Annotated in this window: 12 protein-coding genes; 6 read left to right on the top strand and 6 right to left on the bottom strand. The window is 64.7% G+C overall.

Annotation, left to right across the window (positions count from 1 at the left end; all coding sequences use genetic code 11):
• Positions 1-26 precede the first annotated feature (26 nt).
• Positions 27-2,927 carry an EAL domain-containing protein gene (locus C8J98_RS08600; RefSeq protein ID WP_107912782.1) on the top strand — a complete coding sequence of 967 codons (2,901 nt, stop codon included), beginning with the start codon at positions 27-29 and terminating at the stop codon, positions 2,925-2,927.
• 233 nt (positions 2,928-3,160) lie between these two features.
• Here C8J98_RS08600 and C8J98_RS08605 read toward each other — a convergent pair whose 3' ends face one another.
• Positions 3,161-4,078 carry an Hsp33 family molecular chaperone HslO gene (locus tag C8J98_RS08605; protein ID WP_255417731.1) on the bottom strand — a complete coding sequence of 306 codons (918 nt, stop codon included), beginning with the start codon at positions 4,076-4,078 and terminating at the stop codon, positions 3,161-3,163.
• Positions 4,079-4,184: 106 nt separating this feature from the next.
• Between C8J98_RS08605 and mtgA the strand changes: the two genes are divergently transcribed.
• The 3 genes from mtgA to C8J98_RS08620 all read left to right on the top strand — a co-directional run bounded on the left by mtgA (position 4,185) and on the right by C8J98_RS08620 (position 6,386).
• On the top strand, positions 4,185-4,925 hold the full coding sequence (gene mtgA / locus C8J98_RS08610; RefSeq protein ID WP_107912784.1) for a monofunctional biosynthetic peptidoglycan transglycosylase: 741 nt from the start codon (positions 4,185-4,187) through the stop codon (positions 4,923-4,925).
• A gap of 9 nt (positions 4,926-4,934) precedes the next feature.
• Entirely contained in the window at positions 4,935-5,879 is a 945-nt protein-coding gene (locus C8J98_RS08615; RefSeq protein ID WP_107912785.1) for a glycosyltransferase family 2 protein, read from the top strand.
• A 78-nt stretch (positions 5,880-5,957) separates the two neighbouring features.
• Positions 5,958-6,386: a CBS domain-containing protein gene (locus tag C8J98_RS08620; protein WP_107912786.1), complete on the top strand. Its 429-nt coding sequence runs from the start codon at positions 5,958-5,960 to the stop codon at positions 6,384-6,386.
• On the opposite strand, the gene C8J98_RS08625 is transcribed toward C8J98_RS08620, so the two are convergent.
• Positions 6,383-7,666 (bottom strand): translocase, encoded by a 1,284-nt coding sequence (locus tag C8J98_RS08625; RefSeq protein ID WP_343125720.1) that lies wholly within the window; start codon positions 7,664-7,666, stop codon positions 6,383-6,385. The two genes, C8J98_RS08620 and C8J98_RS08625, sit on opposite strands and share 4 nt — an antisense overlap.
• Positions 7,667-7,915: 249 nt before the next feature.
• Between C8J98_RS08625 and C8J98_RS08630 the strand changes: the two genes are divergently transcribed.
• On the top strand, positions 7,916-9,256 hold the full coding sequence (locus tag C8J98_RS08630; protein WP_107912787.1) for a serine hydrolase domain-containing protein: 1,341 nt from the start codon (positions 7,916-7,918) through the stop codon (positions 9,254-9,256).
• A gap of 423 nt (positions 9,257-9,679) precedes the next feature.
• On the opposite strand, the gene C8J98_RS08635 is transcribed toward C8J98_RS08630, so the two are convergent.
• The 3 genes from C8J98_RS08635 to gcvH form a co-directional block, all read right to left on the bottom strand.
• On the bottom strand, positions 9,680-10,711 hold the full coding sequence (locus C8J98_RS08635) for an energy transducer TonB (RefSeq protein ID WP_107912788.1): 1,032 nt from the start codon (positions 10,709-10,711) through the stop codon (positions 9,680-9,682).
• Positions 10,712-10,985: 274 nt separating this feature from the next.
• Positions 10,986-11,627, bottom strand: coding sequence for a met regulon transcriptional regulator MetJ (gene metJ, locus C8J98_RS22475; RefSeq protein ID WP_107912789.1), 642 nt, complete (start codon positions 11,625-11,627; stop codon positions 10,986-10,988).
• A gap of 432 nt (positions 11,628-12,059) precedes the next feature.
• Positions 12,060-12,461, bottom strand: a complete 402-nt coding sequence (gcvH, locus tag C8J98_RS08645) for a glycine cleavage system protein GcvH (protein ID WP_107912790.1) — start codon at positions 12,459-12,461, stop codon at positions 12,060-12,062.
• A gap of 246 nt (positions 12,462-12,707) precedes the next feature.
• Between gcvH and C8J98_RS08650 the strand changes: the two genes are divergently transcribed.
• Positions 12,708-13,877 carry a DUF3103 family protein gene (locus C8J98_RS08650; RefSeq protein ID WP_158272650.1) on the top strand — a complete coding sequence of 390 codons (1,170 nt, stop codon included), beginning with the start codon at positions 12,708-12,710 and terminating at the stop codon, positions 13,875-13,877.
• Between the two features lie 87 nt (positions 13,878-13,964).
• Here the strand turns inward: C8J98_RS08650 and gcvT are convergent, their stop codons facing one another.
• The gene (gene gcvT / locus C8J98_RS08655) at positions 13,965-15,074 is read right to left on the bottom strand and encodes a glycine cleavage system aminomethyltransferase GcvT (protein WP_107912792.1); all 1,110 of its coding nucleotides are present in this window, start codon (positions 15,072-15,074) and stop codon (positions 13,965-13,967) included.
• Positions 15,075-15,172 lie beyond the last annotated feature (98 nt).

Raw genomic sequence — 15,172 nt, forward strand, 5'->3', positions numbered from 1 at the left:
AACCAGACCGGAACCCTCGCCAGGCGATGACTATCGCTCCTACTCAAAGCCCCTCCCTGAAGGCGCCCGGCCACGGTGAAAGTACACCGTTGTACGAGGCTGTCGAGCGGTTGCTGCGGGCAGCCGAGGCCGACGTGGTCCGCAGCGAGGGAGAGGCCTTCGCGCGTCACCTGATGCCGGACGCCTGCGTGGCCTGGCGCGGCGCGGACGAGGTCAGGCCAAACGGCCACGCGGTGGTCGAGCTGGGCATCGATCCGCAGACAGGGCGCGTGCTCGAACTGATTAGCGACGAAGCCGGCGCCGCCGATTCGGCGGAACTGATCGACTGGCTCGGTCGGCTCACCTCGGTCCGCCTGCGACAGCTGGCCGAGACCGCAAATCTCTACGAGGCGATATCCCGCCTGGCGCTCGCCGAGCGACTGCAGCGCGCGCTCTATGCCATTGCCGAACAGGCCGGCGCCGAGCACAACATGAACGACATGATGAGCGCGCTCCACGGCATCGTGGGCAGCCTCATGTATGCCGAGAACTTCTTCATCGTGCTGTTCGATGCGCAGAACCGCACGGTGCGCTTCCCGTACTTCGTCGACTCGCTGGATCCCGATATCCCGGATCCGGAAGGCATCCGCCCGATCGACGCCATCGAGAACTCGCTGACCTGGCATGTCCTGCAAGGCGGCAAGTCGCTGATGGGCGCGAGCACGGAGCTGGAGAAGAATCTCCCCGGCCCGCGCGTGTCGATCGGTCCGCCCAGCGACGACTGGCTCGGCGTGCCGATGAAGCGCGGCGAAGACGTGGTGGGCGCCCTGGTCGTGCAGAGCTATCGCGACGACACGCGCTACACGCAGAACGATCGCGAGCTGCTGACCTACGTTGCCCAGCACGTGCAGACGGCACTGGAACGCCGCCAGGCGCACGAAGAACTCGAGCGCCGCGTCACCACGCGCACGGCCGCGCTGCGCGAAGCCAATCGCGTGCTCCGCCAGCAGGTCCTGCAGCGCCAGCGTGGCGAGCGCCTGCAGGCTGCGCTGTTCCGTATCGCCGAACTGGCGAACACCTCGGACAGCATCGAGAACTTCTACGCCGCCGTGCATCGCGTCATCGGCGGCCTGCTGTATGCACGCAATTTTTATATCGCGCTGCTCTCCGAAGACCAGAACAAGCTGACTTTCCCTTATTCGGTCGACGAACTCGACGGCTCGCGCGAGCCGCGCGAACTCGGCCGCGGACTCACCGAGTTCGTCCTGCGTAACGGCAAGGCCCTGCTTGCGGACCGCGAAGAAATCGACCGGCTCAATCGCGACCAGGTGCTTTCCACCAGCGGCGCACGCTCATTGCACTGGCTGGGCGTGCCGCTCATCTGGAACGAAAAGTCGATGGGTGTGCTGGCGGTGCAGAGCTACTCTCCCGAGCATACCTACAGCGCACGCGACCAGGAGCTGCTGACCTTCGTCAGCTACCACATCGCCAATGCGCTGCAGCGCAAATACACCACGGAGTCGCTCAAGCAGGCCTACGCCAGCCTCGAACGCCGGGTGACCGAACGTACGCGTGCCCTGGCCCTGGCCAACCGCGACCTGCGCGAGCAGATTGCCGAACGCGAGCGCGTCGAACGGCGGCTCAAGTACGAAACCCTGCACGATTCGCTCACCGGGCTGCCCAACCGCACACTGCTGTTGCAGCGTCTGGAACAGGCGTTGAATCACTACCGGGAGAATCCGGCGGATCTCTTCGCCGTGCTCTTCATCGACCTTGACCGATTCAAGGTCATCAACGATTCGGTCGGCCATCTGGTAGGCGACGACCTGCTGTTCCAGGTCGGTGGCCGCGTGCGTGCGTGCCTGAAAACGCGCGATGTCGTCGCACGCCTGGGCGGTGACGAATTCGCCGTGCTCGTGGAAGGCATTACCGACCCGCAAGCGGCCACGCATATCGCCGAGCGCATCATCGCGCAGCTGCAGACGCCGTTCCGGCTCGGCGCGAAGGAAATCTTCACCTCCGCGTCGATCGGCATCGCGTTACCGACGCCCGAATACACACGTCCCGAGGAATTGCTGCGCGACGCCGATTCGGCTATGTATCGCGCGAAGGACGAGGGTCGCCACCGTGCCGCCGTATTCGACGATCGCCTGCGTCGCGAAGCGCTGTCGCTGCTCGAGCTCGAGGGCGATCTGCGCCGCGCGCTCACGCGAAACGAATTCGTGCCCTTCTACCAACCCATCGTGGACCTCGAAGACAGCCGCGTGGTCGGCTACGAGGCCTTGCTGCGCTGGCGCCATCCGGAACGTGGCCTGCTGCCGCCGGGGGATTTCCTCTCCGTGGCCGAGGACACCGGTTGCTCCGAGGCCATCGACTGGCAGATCTTCGAACAGGTGGCGCGCCAGGTGCGCGCACTCACGCGCGACGAAGGTTTCGTCAGCATCAACGTCTCGGGCAGCCACTTCCGCTCGCCGGACCTCGACCAGCGCCTGCTCGACCTGTTCGCCGAGCACGGCGTGCCGGCTCGCTGCGTACGCGTGGAAGTGACCGAGCGCGCCCTGCTGGAGAACCCGGCGCAGGTCAAACGCATCCTGGAAAACCTTCGCGATCATGGCGTAGGCATCGCGCTGGACGATTTCGGCACCGGATACTCGTCGCTGAGCTACCTGCACCAGTACCCGATCGAGACGCTGAAGATCGACCGCTCGTTCGTGATCGAACTGCCATCCGAAGACACCGACACCGACGCGCACAGCACGGCGGTCGTCAGGGCGATCCAGGCGCTGGCCAATTCGCTGCGCATGCAGGTCATCGCCGAAGGCATCGAAACCGAGTCGCAGATGCGTGCCCTGCGCCGTATCGGCTGTCGATTCGGCCAGGGCTTCCTGTTTGCCCAGCCGCAGCCGGCAAGCAAATGGCTGGCGGCTCCCCTCTCCCTCGACGCCTAGGGCAAATCTGCTGGGCAGCTCTCTGTGGGAGCCTCTCTGTGGGAGCCTCTCTGTGGGCACCTCTCTGTGGGAGCCGCTTCAGCGGCGATGGGCCATCCGGCGTCACCGCTCCGTTGGCTTTTCGCCGCTGAAGCGGCTCCCACATGTGCCTCTTTCGCCGCTGAAGCGGCTCCCACATGTCCCTCATTCGCCGATGAATCGGCTCCTACAGAGATCCGCCAGAGTGCTGGCCTTTACTGCAGGGTCGAGGGCGAGGGCGGGGTTTCGACCTGCGTGAGCAGGCGTTCGGCGTCGACGCGATCGAACACATAGCGCGTGGCGCAGAACTCGCACACCACCTCGATCTCACCATCGCGATCCTCCAGCGTGGCCTCCACCTCGGTCCGGCCCAGCGCACGCAGCATGCCTTCCACCCTCTCCTGCGAGCAGGTGCAGCCAAAGGCCAGGCCCTTCGCCTCGTACACGCTCACGGTCTCTTCGTGGTACAGCCGGTAGAGCAGTTCTTCGGGCAGGATGGACAGCATCTCCGAGCTGCTCAGGGTGTCGGTGAGCATGCCGACACGCGCCCATGCGTCGTCGTCATTCTCGGCCGCGCTGTGACCGCCCTCGCCCGCGATCGGCTGGAGCATCAGCCCGACCGCGTGTTCGGCGTTCGCCGCCAGCAGGATCCGCGCGGGCAACTGCTCCGAGCGCTCGAAATAGTTCTCCAGCGCCTTCGCAATCGACGGTTCGGCCAGGTCTACCACGCCCTGGTAGCGCCCGCGGTCCGCCTGCCCGATGGTGATAGCGAGCAAGGCGTTCGGAAGCTCGTTCAGGTGCAGGGCCGGGGGCATCGTGTCGGCGTCGTAACGTGCCAGGCCGCGAAGGTGCCCCTGATCGGTGCACTCGGCGAAGAGCAGGCGCAATGCGCCCTGGCTCTTGAACTCCAGCGAGAGCGAGCCATCGAACTTGATATTTCCGGTAAGCAGCGCACTCGCCGCCGCGGCTTCGCCCAGCGTGTTGCGAATGTCCGCGGGGTAATCGCCACGTGAAGCGATTTCGCGCCAGCTGGCGCCGAGGCGCACGAGCACACCACGCACGCCCGCTTTCTCCAGCATGAAGCGGTGCAGCACGTCTTCGGATGACAGGGTCTCGACGATCGAATCGGTCACGGTGGCCTCCTGGTGATCCGACGAAAGATGGGGCCAACCCGGCATGCCGACAAGCCCGGCACGAGCGGGCCCCCTATACTGCGCCATCCTTTGCCACAGCGCTGCCATGAGCCCGACGCCCCGCTCGCTGCCGTTTCGCCTAGCCCGCTTCGTCGGCCTGGTCATCCTCGCCTGGTTCGCCCTGTCGTGGCTGGTCGTGCTCATGCTGCGCTTCGTGCCGCCGTGGACCAGCGCCATGATGATGGAGCGACGCGTCGAGGCCTTCGTCACGCGCGAGCCCGACTTCACGTTTCGTCATCGCTGGGTGCCGTCGGATGCTGTCTCGCCCCAGGTAGGGTTGGCGATGGTCGCCGGCGAAGACCAGAAATTTCCGTTCCACCACGGTTTCGACATCGACGCGATCCAGGATGCCATCGATGCCTCCGATGAAGGCAAGCGCCTGCGCGGCGCCAGCACCATCAGTCAGCAAGTGGCGAAGAACCTGTTCCTGTGGAACGGCCGCAGCTTTATCCGCAAAGGCCTGGAGGCGTACTTCACCGTGCTGATCGAGGCGACCTGGCCGAAGCGGCGGATTCTCGAGGTCTATATGAACATCGTCGAGCTCGGCAACGGTATTTACGGCGTCGGCGCGGCCAGCGACGTGTTCTACCGCACCTCGCCCGATCGCCTGGGCGTGATCCAGGCCGCACGCCTTGCGGCCGTATTGCCGAATCCGCGCCGTTTCCGCGTGGACGCACCCAGTGCCTATGTACAGAAGCGCACCGCGTGGATCGCGCAGCAGATGGGGCAGCTCGGCGGCCCCGCTTACCTCACCCGTCCCGCGCCTGTCGCCGGCCGCGTTCGCTGAAGGATCTCCATGACGTTCTCACTGGCCATCGTGGTTCCCGCCTTCAACGAAAGCGACGTCATCGACGCGTTCCACGCGCGGCTCGGCGCCGTGCTCGACCAGATCGATGCCACCTCTCGCGTGATCTACGTCGATGACGGAAGCAGCGACGATACCTGGCACAAACTCGGCGCGATCACAGGCGCCGACACCCGCGCGACGGCGCTGCGGCTGTCGCGCAACTTCGGCAAGGAGGCCGCCATGACGGCAGGCCTCGACGTCGCCGACGCCGATGCCGTGGTGGTCATCGATGCCGACCTTCAGGACCCTCCCGAACTCATTCCCGACCTCGTCGCGCGCTGGCGCGAGGGCTTCGACGTGGTTTATGCGACGCGCGGCGAGCGCGACGGCGAAACACGCCTGAAGAAGTTCACCTCCGCCGTGTTCTATCGCGTCATGGAGCGCCTGTCCGATACCCCGCTGCCGCGCGACACCGGTGACTTCCGTCTGCTGTCCCGCCGCGCCGTGGCGGCCCTGGGCGGCCTGCGCGAGCGCCAGCGATTCATGAAGGGCCTGTTCGCCTGGATCGGCTACCGGCAGACTGCCGTCACCTACCACCGCGACGCCCGCTACGCCGGCGCCACCAAGTGGAACTACTGGCGCCTGGGCAACCTCGCGATCGAAGGCATCACCTCGTTTTCGGCCGCACCCTTGCGCGTTGCCACATGGGTGGGCCTCTCGGCCGCGATCCTCGCTTTCGTCTACGGCCTCTGGGTGCTGCTCAAGGTGCTGCTCTTTGGCGATCCGGTGCGCGGCTACCCGACCTTGATGGTGGTGATCCTGTTCCTCGGCGGCATTCAGCTTCTCGCCCTGGGCGTTATCGGAGAATACGTGGGTCGTACCTACGCCGAAAGCAAACGGCGCCCGCTCTACTACGTGGAGTCCCGCCATGGTGGCGAGCCGCCCTTCACCTGAGCATGACCCCCTGGAGCCGCAAGCGGCGCTACACTGCGTTATCGCGGCGACGCGCCGCCTCCACCCGGAGAGTCGAGCATGCAGCAGGTCAAGCATCTCCTTGAATCCAAGGGCAAGGAAGTCTACGCGGTGGCGCCCGACGCGCCCGTCTACGACGCCATCCGCCAGATGGCCGAGAAGAATGTCGGCGCGCTGGTGGTCATCAAAGGCAGTGAACTGGTCGGGATCGTTTCCGAGCGCGACTACGCCCGGAAGGTCATCCTGAAGGACAGGTCGTCTCGCGACACCCCGGTGGCCGACATCATGACGCCAACCGTCATCACGGTATCGACCAGCGCCACGGTGGACGAATGCATGCGCCTGTGCACGGACAGCCGCTTGCGCCATCTGCCGGTACTCGACGGCGACCGCGTCGTCGGCGTGATCTCCATCGGCGACCTGGTCAAGGCGGTGATCTCCGAGCAGAAACAGACGATCAACCAGCTCGAGAACTACATCACCAGCTAGGCGTCTTTCGCGCCCGATTCCGGAAGGAGGTCGGGCGACGTCGCTGCGCGACGGGCCACGATGGCGGCCACGCCACAGAGCGCCGCGCTGATGAGGCCGAGGCCCGCGATACCCATGCCCAGCCCACGCAACGCGGTAAGACTCCCTGTGACCAGCAGGTCGCCAAAGCGCCATACCGTGGTCTCGATGAAGTTCTTTCCCTTGTACCGTGCCTCGCGCGGCATGCGCGTATACAGCGCATCGGAGGCGGGCTTGGTCATGCCGTAGGTCATGCCGCGCGTACCTATCTGCACGATGGTCAGCAGTGACACCACCGAGCCGAACACGGCGATATCGGCAGGCCCATAGATACCCAGCAGGGCCAGCAGGATGAAATTGACGAGGGTGGGCAGCACCATGGCCCACAGGGCACCCAGCCCGCGAAGAATCAGCGGCGTGACGGTGAGCTGCAATAACGCGCCGAAGCCGTTGATCGCAAGATCCAGGTCCGCGTAAAACGCCGTGCGCGCGGCAATACCGGGGTAGTGCAGTTTCGTGTAATCGGCCATCAGGGCGTAGGCCAGCGTGGCGATGCCGTCGCTGAGCAGCATGAGGATGGCCATGTGGCGCAGGAAGGGTTGGGCGAAAGCCGCCTTCGCGCCATCGAGCAACGACCCGCCCACCGGGGCACCGCCGCTGGTGTCGTTAGCCGTCCCTCCTGTCAACAGCGCCAGCAGCAGGCCCAGCGCGATCAACAGCGTCGTCGCCGAGACGACCAGCAGTGCGGGTACGCCGATCCGCGCGACGAGCAAGGACGTCAGCAGGGGCCCGGCAAGCGCCCCCGCCATGCCACCGAACGCGATGAATGGAAACATCAGCCGCGCCTGCACGCTGCGGTAGATGTCCGCCATGAAGCTCCAGAAGAGCGACACGACAAACAGGTTGAACACGCTCACCCACACGAAGAACACCCGGCCGAGCACCACGGCACCAATGCGGTCCTGGGCGATGAAGGCGGGGATGAATCCGATCAGGCAGGCGGAGAAGAACAGGTAGCTGCCCAGCAGCACGCGCTTGCGCGGAAAACGCGAGACCAGCCAGCCGAACACGGGGGTCAGCGCAAGCATCACCACCAGGACGATGGCGTAGAACACAGGCAGCGAGGACGACCCCGCGGCCCCCACCAGTTGGTCGCGAACCGGCCGGATCACGTAGTAGGAGGTCATCACGAAGAAGAAGGCGATGACCGAAAGGACCAGGGTCATGCCCTCGCCCATGGCAGCAGGTCGACGTGTATTCACAGGTGGCCGACTTCGGTCCGGTGGGAGCTGGCGAAAGCCTAGCACGGCGCCTGTGGGGCCATGTGGGGGCCGATTCATCGGCGATGCTCCCCTCCACCCTGGAATCGCCGATGAATCGGCTCCCACATTCGGCAACCGCAATGCGTTGTCCCCAGCCGGGAAGTAAAAGACAATGACCCGGATGACGATCAGCACGCTGACGTCCCCCTTCCCGCGGCGTGTCCCCACGCCTCGACCCGCGAGATAAGCATGTCGTTTCGTTCCGCTTCCCTGCTCGCTTGTGCCATCGCCTGCGCCATCGCCGCTCCCTTCGCCGTGGCCGCACCGCCACCGCCGCAGAAACCGCCGGTGGTTCATGCCGATCCCGAATCCGTCAAGCTCCCGCCCGAGCGCATCAAGCAAACGGTCGAGGACTACAAGCGCTGGCTCGACGCCGCCGAAGCGCGCGATGCCGCGCCCGCCCTCGTCACGGCGGTCATCGTGGACGACAAGGTCGTCTACGAGCGCGCCATCGGCTACGCCAATGCGAAAACGAAAGAACCCGCCACGCCGGAAACCGTCTTCCGCCTCGCCTCGTTGTCGAAAGCCTTCGCGACCGGCGTCACAGCCGTACTCGTCCGTGAGGGTTTCCTGAGCTGGGACACCAAGCTGATCGACACCATCCCTTACTTCAAGCTCAAGGACATGCAGGCCGCACAGCAGGCCACGGTCCGCGACATCCTTGGCCAGCGCCTGGGCCTGCCCCGCAACACCTACGACAACCTGCTCGAAGCCGACGCGCCGTACGAGGAACTCGTACGCAAGCTCGACGAAGTGGACCTGTCCTGCAAGGTGGGCGCCTGCTACGGCTACCAGAACGTGGCCTTCAGCATGATCGGCGACGTCATCTACGCCACGACCGGCGATTATTTCTTTCGACAGGTGGAACGTCGTATCTTCGCGCCGCTGGGCATGACCACCGCCAGCTATGGCCGCGACGCCCTTGAGGCGAGCAAGAGCTGGGCACGACCGCACCGCGGCGGCCCGCATAACTGGATTCCCTACGAGCCCAACGACAGCTACTACCGTGTCGCCCCCGCTGCCGGCGTCAACGCCAGCCTGCGCGATATGGAGCAGTGGCTGATGGCCCAGATGGGCGGACGCCCCGACGTGCTGCCCACGCCCTCGCTGGACGTGCTGCACGCACCCGAGGTCGCCACGCCTTCCGAGGTGCACTCCCTGCCCTGGCGCCGCGCGCGCGTCACCGACGCCCACTACGCGCTGGGCTGGCGTGTCTTCAAGTACGCCAACGAAGACCTGATCTTCCATGCAGGCGCCGTCTCGGGTTACCGCACGATGATCGGCTTCTTCCCCAAGTACCACGCCGGCGTGGTCGCCATGTGGAACGGCACGGGCCCGATCCCCGCCGGACTGATGCCGATGGTCTTCGACGATCTCCTCGGCCTGAACCACGTGGACTGGGCCGGCGTGGAAGGCTCGGTTCATACCGCGCCTGCTGCTGCGCCTGCGAAGAAAGCAGCCACTACGAAAAAGGCCGCCGCGACGAAGAAAGCGGCGCCGGCCAGGTCGACGAAGAAAAAGAAGCCCTGAGGGTTTCCTGGATTCGGCAACACCCCGCTCTCGTAGGAGCCGCTTCAGCGGCGAACCCTCAGCCTGTCGAGTTTGCGAATGAAGCCTTGAGCTGATTGGGCGAGCGGTTGAACCGCCGGCGCGATGCTGTGCAATGCCTCATTCGCAATATCACTGATGAGGGTTCGCCGACACAGTCGGCTCCTACAACAGCGGCAGCCGCGCGGGTTCAACGGAGCTAAGACCAGCTACCGCCCGCCTCGAAGAGCTGCGCCTGCGGCCCAAGGGCCTTGCCCCTCGCGGCTTCGTGCACATGCGATCGCGAGGCGGCACAAGCCGCTGGTTACATGGGACGCATCGCGGCCGTCCTTCGCCGCTGAAGCGGCTCCCACACCACAAAGATCGAGCCCACAAGAATACGGCCCCTTGCGGGGCCGTGATTTCTTACCTGCCGAGGTTGAACTGCAATCGTCGGCGGAGAGTGACTGGCATGGCCTCGCCGTTGCGGGTAGCGGGCTTGAATTCCCACTTGCTCACCGCGTCGATCGCCGAGCGGTCGAAGACGTGCTTGGGCTGTGCGTCGACCACCGAGACGTTGCCCACGGTGCCGTCGGCACCCACGGTCATCTCGACGTCTACCCAGCCTTCCTGGTTCGCACGCATGGCGGCCGTCGGATAACGCGGGTTCACCTGGCGGATCAGCACGGCTTCGCTGATGGACTCGTCCGACGCGGCGCGGGCCGCGGGTCGAGGTGTTGCTGCGGCGGGTGCTGCCGCGGCAGCAGGCTGCTGCTGCGCGACACGTGCCGCCTGTTCACGCGCGGCCTGCTGATGCTGCGCCTCGACGGCGGCCGCGGCCTGCTGCTCGGCCTGCAGCTTGGCCGCGCTGGCGGCGTTCTGCTGCGCCAGCTGCTGCGCCTTCTGTGCATCGACTGCCTGCTGCTGCTCACGGTCGAGCGTCTTGCGCTGGGCATCGAGCTTGGAACGCAGGATGGTCAGTGTGTAGTTCTCGGGGTCGGCCTTGGCGAGGAGATCGATTTCGCGCTGGGCTTCGGTGAAGTCCCGCTGGTTGATCGTCTGCTCGGTGGCGGCGGCGCCGTAAGAGAAGGTCTCGCGCAGCGCATCGGCGGCGACAGGATTACCCGGCTGCTTCTGCAGCACCTTCATATAGAACTCGAAGGCGTTGTTGCCCGAGGGCGCGACGAGGCGCTGCTCGTTCATCGCCGTGCGGGCCTCGGCCAGGAGCTGGTCGACGCTGAGCGCATCGACGTTGGCCGGCGTGTCGCGGGTAGCGCCCGGCTTCGTCGCCGTGGCGGTTGCCGGCGTGACGCCGGCATTGGCGTCGCGGTAAGGCTTGATGATGAGGAACCAGGCCGCGACAGCCAGCGCCAAAACGATGGCGAGGACAGTAAGTGTCACGGGATTGACGGCGCCGCGCGAGAAATGGCGCGAAGGAATGCGTTGACGATTATCCATGGCGGTCGAAAGCAGACTCCGCATAGCGCGCGCCCCCTGATGGCTTGACGCGGAGAACCCCCCGTCCCCCGCAGCGCGATGTGGCGACAAGGTAACCGTAATGGGCCCGTGAATCCAGCACGGCGGCCTAGGAGGTTTTCGGGGGGCAAGAAACCGCGCCCCGGAAATGAATAACCCCGGCAGGGCCGGGGTCAAGGTTTCGAAGTGTCTCCCCGCGCTGGGCACCGCGGGGAGATAATTCGTAACGAGCTTTCTTATTGGAAGGTGAAGCTTATTACTTGGCGGCCTTGGCGGCCTTAGCGACCTTCGGTGCCTTGACCGGCTTGGCAGCCTTAGTCGCGCGAACGACCTTGGCAGCGGCAACCTTCTTCGAAGCAGCCTTACGCGGCGCGGCCTTGCGCGGTGCTGCCTTGCGCGCGGTCTTCTTTACGGAAGCCTTCTTGACGGCCTTCTTGACAGCCTTCTTGGCGGCAACCTTCTTGACGGCAGCCTTGCGGGCGACCTTCTTGACAGCAGCCTTCTTGGCCGGCGACTTGCGGGTCGCAGCCTTCTTCACCGCGACCTTACGGGTCGAGGCCTTCTTTGCCGGCGACTTGCGCGCGGCGGTCTTCTTCACGGTGGACTTCTTCGACGCCTTTTTGGCGGCGGACTTCTTGGCAGTGGATTTCTTGGCAGTGGCCATGGTTCGTCTCAGCTCCTCATCAGTTGGCAGTGGTTGCCCAGTAAAAGCATGAAGGAACGCTTCAACCAGCAGATCGCTGTTCGTTGCGTGCCTTAAATTGTTCACCTGGCGGCGAGTACGTTCATCGGAAAGCAGTCGAAGCACGTGGAGCGGAATGGACACAGTGATCTTGCGAACCGCTCCCGCTTTGTTGCCGTGCTCGACGTACGGCCTGATGAATTTTCCTAATTCCATATCGGGTTCCCCGTCAATTGGTGCAAAAGCTATTCCTGAACATATCCGCTGTCAATAAACTTTGGCTATGAATTGAAGACCTTGCGGGTACATACCTCGTCCACCGGCGGCCTCTCGCGGACCGCGATGAGGGATTATCCGGGACGTCCGAAAGCTAATGGACATCCAAAATAAAAAACACTCGCACAGAGAATCGGTTCAGCAAATAGCTTAAATAAAGATGTTTTTTCGTTCGTCGTTGCGAACAATGAGCCGACGGCACACGACGACCGGGAAGAAAATAGGCGCCGTCCGACACGACCTGTCGGGGTCGATTTTGCGGATGAACGGAGCGCTACTGAGGGTGAAAAAAAATTTCGCCGAAGGGCCGTTCGGGACAAAAAAATGCCGGTCGAGGACGACCGGCATGCGAATCGAACGTGCCGAACCGGATCAGTGGTCGTCGTTCTCGGCCACCTCGGCGTACTCATCGGCGGTCAACAAGTTGTCGAGTTCGGACCTGTCGCTGAGCTTCAACTTGAAAATCCAGCCGTCACCGAATGCGTCTTCGTTGATCGTTTCCGGCTTGTCGCTGAGGACCACGTTCACGGCGATGACTTCGCCCGAGACCGGCGCGTAGATGTCAGAGGCCGCCTTGACCGACTCGACGATGGCGACGCCGCTGCCAACCTGGACGCTCGCACCGATTTCCGGCAGTTCGACGTAGACGAGATCGCCGAGCGCGCCCTGCGCGTGGTCGGAGATACCGACCGTGACCGTGCCGTCATCCTCGACACGCACCCACTCGTGGGTCTTCTGGAATTTCAGGTCGCCGGGAATTTCTTTGTCGCTCATGGGGAGATCCTCGTTGTATCGGGGCCGGGGCTGGGTGGTGCGCCGGTCAATTGTACCGGGATGTGCGGCGCGGGAAAGCGTCGTTGCGGGGCAATCGCTGACACAGCGCCGGTGCTTTCGCCTGCATCACACCGCTTTCCATGCGCGCTAGTTTCGTCTGGCGGCCCCGGGGATTCCCGACACCGCGATGGCGTTGCCCTTCCCCCTTATAAGGCGCACGCCCTCTCTCTCGAAATGGAGCACCCCATGAATCGGATTCTCACTACCCGCCTGCTCGGCACGGCGTTCGCGCTTGCCGTGGTACCCACCTCCCTCATGGCCAGGGACATCGCCACGATCGGCGAAGCCCGTGAGGAGCTCGCCCGCAGCGTGGCGACCCTCGCGGCCGATCCGGCCTTCGACCGCGCCCTGCATGAGCACCTGGTCAAGGGCAAGGCATCCCTTGCCGATGTCCTTCGCGACATCCACACCCCAGCCAGCGTCGACGAAGTTACCCACTTGCGCGACCTGGAAAGGCGGGCGATCGAACTGCGCGGACTGACCGGCGCACTCGACGCCATGATCGACGTGCGCGTCCACGGCGTCGACGTGACACGGCCGTTTCCGGCGGCCGACGAATTCTGGAGCGGCACGATCAGTCGCGATCCGGCCTCGGGGGCCAAGCAGGTCGTCGCGTTCGACCCCGCCGGTGTCGAGCATCGCTATAACCTCGACGCCGTGCCCTCGGTCCCCATGCTGATCGTCGAATCGGACAGCAGCGCGGCGCTGCGCGCCGGTGTCGGCGTGATGAACTCAGCGCTGCAGGGCAACAGCGCTTCACCCCAGCGCCGTGCGCCGCGCCCCAGCGCGATGTCCGCTCGCCTCACTGCCGACCGCCCCGTCGAGCAGCTCACCCTGCTTAAAAGCATTTATCTGACGAGGGACCAGGAGCCGGACATCGAGGGCGACGCCGAGGTCTTCGCGATCGTGTCGGGCATCGGACCCGATGGAAAGGCTCAGGTCATCACCAAGGACATGCCCTGGCTGGACCGCGACAAGCGCTGGTACACCCCCGGCATGGATCTCATCAACTGGACCGACTACGGCAGCAACTACGTCAACGTGCAGCTGTTCGAGGAAGACGGCAACACGAACTTCCAGGCACTCGCCACGTCCGTGATCGCCGCCGTGGGCGATCTTTCCCTGCTGATCGCACCGGAAGCACCGCCGGCCCTTATCGTGACAGGCGTGACGAAGATCGCTGACCAGGTTCTGAAGGCGATGCCGGAACAGTGGTTCACGAACTCAAACGATTACATCGATTCGTTCTACGTGATCGAGCGCGGCGGCAACTACGGCACCGACGAACGACCACTGTCGGGCGCGCGCGATAACGCGCGGATGGTGCTCACGCCTTACGAGGTGAAGAACCGCTGAGACGCCCCATCGCCGACAAACGCGAAGGGGCGACCTCCCGGCCGCCCCTTCGCCATTCACACATATATATATATGTGTGTAGCGGGATCAGCCGTCGACGATGCCCGGCATCGGCTGGCCGTCGCGGACGAAGGGGAACTTCACCACGCGCACCGGTACCTCGCGACCGCGGATGTCGACGCGGACCTCGCCGTGCTCACCGGCGGGCAGGCGCGCGAAGGCGACCGACTTGCCGAGGGTCGGCGAGAAACCGCCGGAAAGGATTTCGCCTTCACCGTTGGCGGCGAGGACTTTCTGCCCGTGACGAAGGACACCCTTCTCGTCCATGACCAGGCCGACCATCACGCGCGGTACACCGTCGGCCTTCTGCTTCTCGAGCGCGTCGCGGCCGATGAAGTCACGACCTTCGTCCAGCGAGATGGTCCAGGCGAGCGAGGCCTCCCAGGGGGTCACGGTCTCGTCCATGTCCTGGCCGTAGAGATTCATGCCGGCTTCCAGGCGGAGCGTGTCGCGCGCACCCAGGCCGGCCGGGGCGACGCCGGCGTCACGCAGGAGATTCCAGAGCTCGACGACGCGCGTGTTCGGCACGACCACTTCGAAACCGTCCTCGCCCGTGTAACCGGTGCGAGCCAGGAACAGCGGCATGCCGTTCGGGCCTTCACATTCGATCGCGGCGAACTTGCCGAGCTTGGTCGCCTTCACGCGAACGTCTTCCGGCAGCAGGCCGATCAGTTTCTCGCGGGCGTTCGGGCCCTGCACGGCGACCATGCCAAACTCCGGACGCTCACGCACCGTGATGCCGAAGGCGGCGCCCTGCTTTTCGATCCAGGCCAGGTCCTTGGCGCGCGTGGCGGCGTTGACCACCAGGCGGAAGAAGTCCTCACGCAGGAAATAGACGATGAGGTCGTCGATCACCCCGCCGGTCTCGTCGAGCATGCAGGTATAGAGCGCCTTGCCCGACTTGGTCAGCTTGTCGACATTGTTGGCGACCAGCCTGCGGAGGAACTCGCGGGTGCGCTCGCCGGTGAGGTCGACCACGGTCATGTGGGAGACGTCGAACATGCCGGCGTCCTTGCGCACCGAGTGATGCTCCTCGATCTGCGAACCGTAGGCGATCGGCATATCCCAGCCGCCAAAGTCGACCATGCGGGCACCGAGTTCACGGTGGGAGGCGTTGAGTTCGGTCTTGTCGGTCATCGTCGTACCTTGCAGGGGAATGTCGGCGGGAACAGCCTCGTATTATCGGGCCGCGGTGCCCGTCAGGCCAAGCGCAAACGCAGCATCGGCATCTGCTA

The sequence above is a fragment of the Luteibacter sp. OK325 genome, assembly GCF_003050935.1.
In the GTDB taxonomy this organism is placed as follows: Bacteria; Pseudomonadota; Gammaproteobacteria; order Xanthomonadales; family Rhodanobacteraceae; genus Luteibacter.

Bases quoted from the DNA above. Each gene is read 5' to 3' on its own strand.
- C8J98_RS08600 (WP_107912782.1), top strand. From the start codon at position 27: ATGACTATCGCTCCTACTCAAAGCCCCTCCCTGAAGGCGCCCGGCCAC.
- gcvT (WP_107912792.1), bottom strand. From the start codon at position 15,074: ATGACCGACAAGACCGAACTCAACGCCTCCCACCGTGAACTCGGTGCC.
- C8J98_RS08630 (WP_107912787.1), top strand. From the start codon at position 7,916: ATGTCGTTTCGTTCCGCTTCCCTGCTCGCTTGTGCCATCGCCTGCGCC.
- C8J98_RS08615 (WP_107912785.1), top strand. From the start codon at position 4,935: ATGACGTTCTCACTGGCCATCGTGGTTCCCGCCTTCAACGAAAGCGAC.
- C8J98_RS08635 (WP_107912788.1), bottom strand. From the start codon at position 10,711: ATGGATAATCGTCAACGCATTCCTTCGCGCCATTTCTCGCGCGGCGCC.
- metJ (WP_107912789.1), bottom strand. From the start codon at position 11,627: ATGGAATTAGGAAAATTCATCAGGCCGTACGTCGAGCACGGCAACAAA.
- C8J98_RS08650 (WP_158272650.1), top strand. From the start codon at position 12,708: ATGAATCGGATTCTCACTACCCGCCTGCTCGGCACGGCGTTCGCGCTT.
- mtgA (WP_107912784.1), top strand. From the start codon at position 4,185: ATGAGCCCGACGCCCCGCTCGCTGCCGTTTCGCCTAGCCCGCTTCGTC.
- gcvH (WP_107912790.1), bottom strand. From the start codon at position 12,461: ATGAGCGACAAAGAAATTCCCGGCGACCTGAAATTCCAGAAGACCCAC.
- C8J98_RS08620 (WP_107912786.1), top strand. From the start codon at position 5,958: ATGCAGCAGGTCAAGCATCTCCTTGAATCCAAGGGCAAGGAAGTCTAC.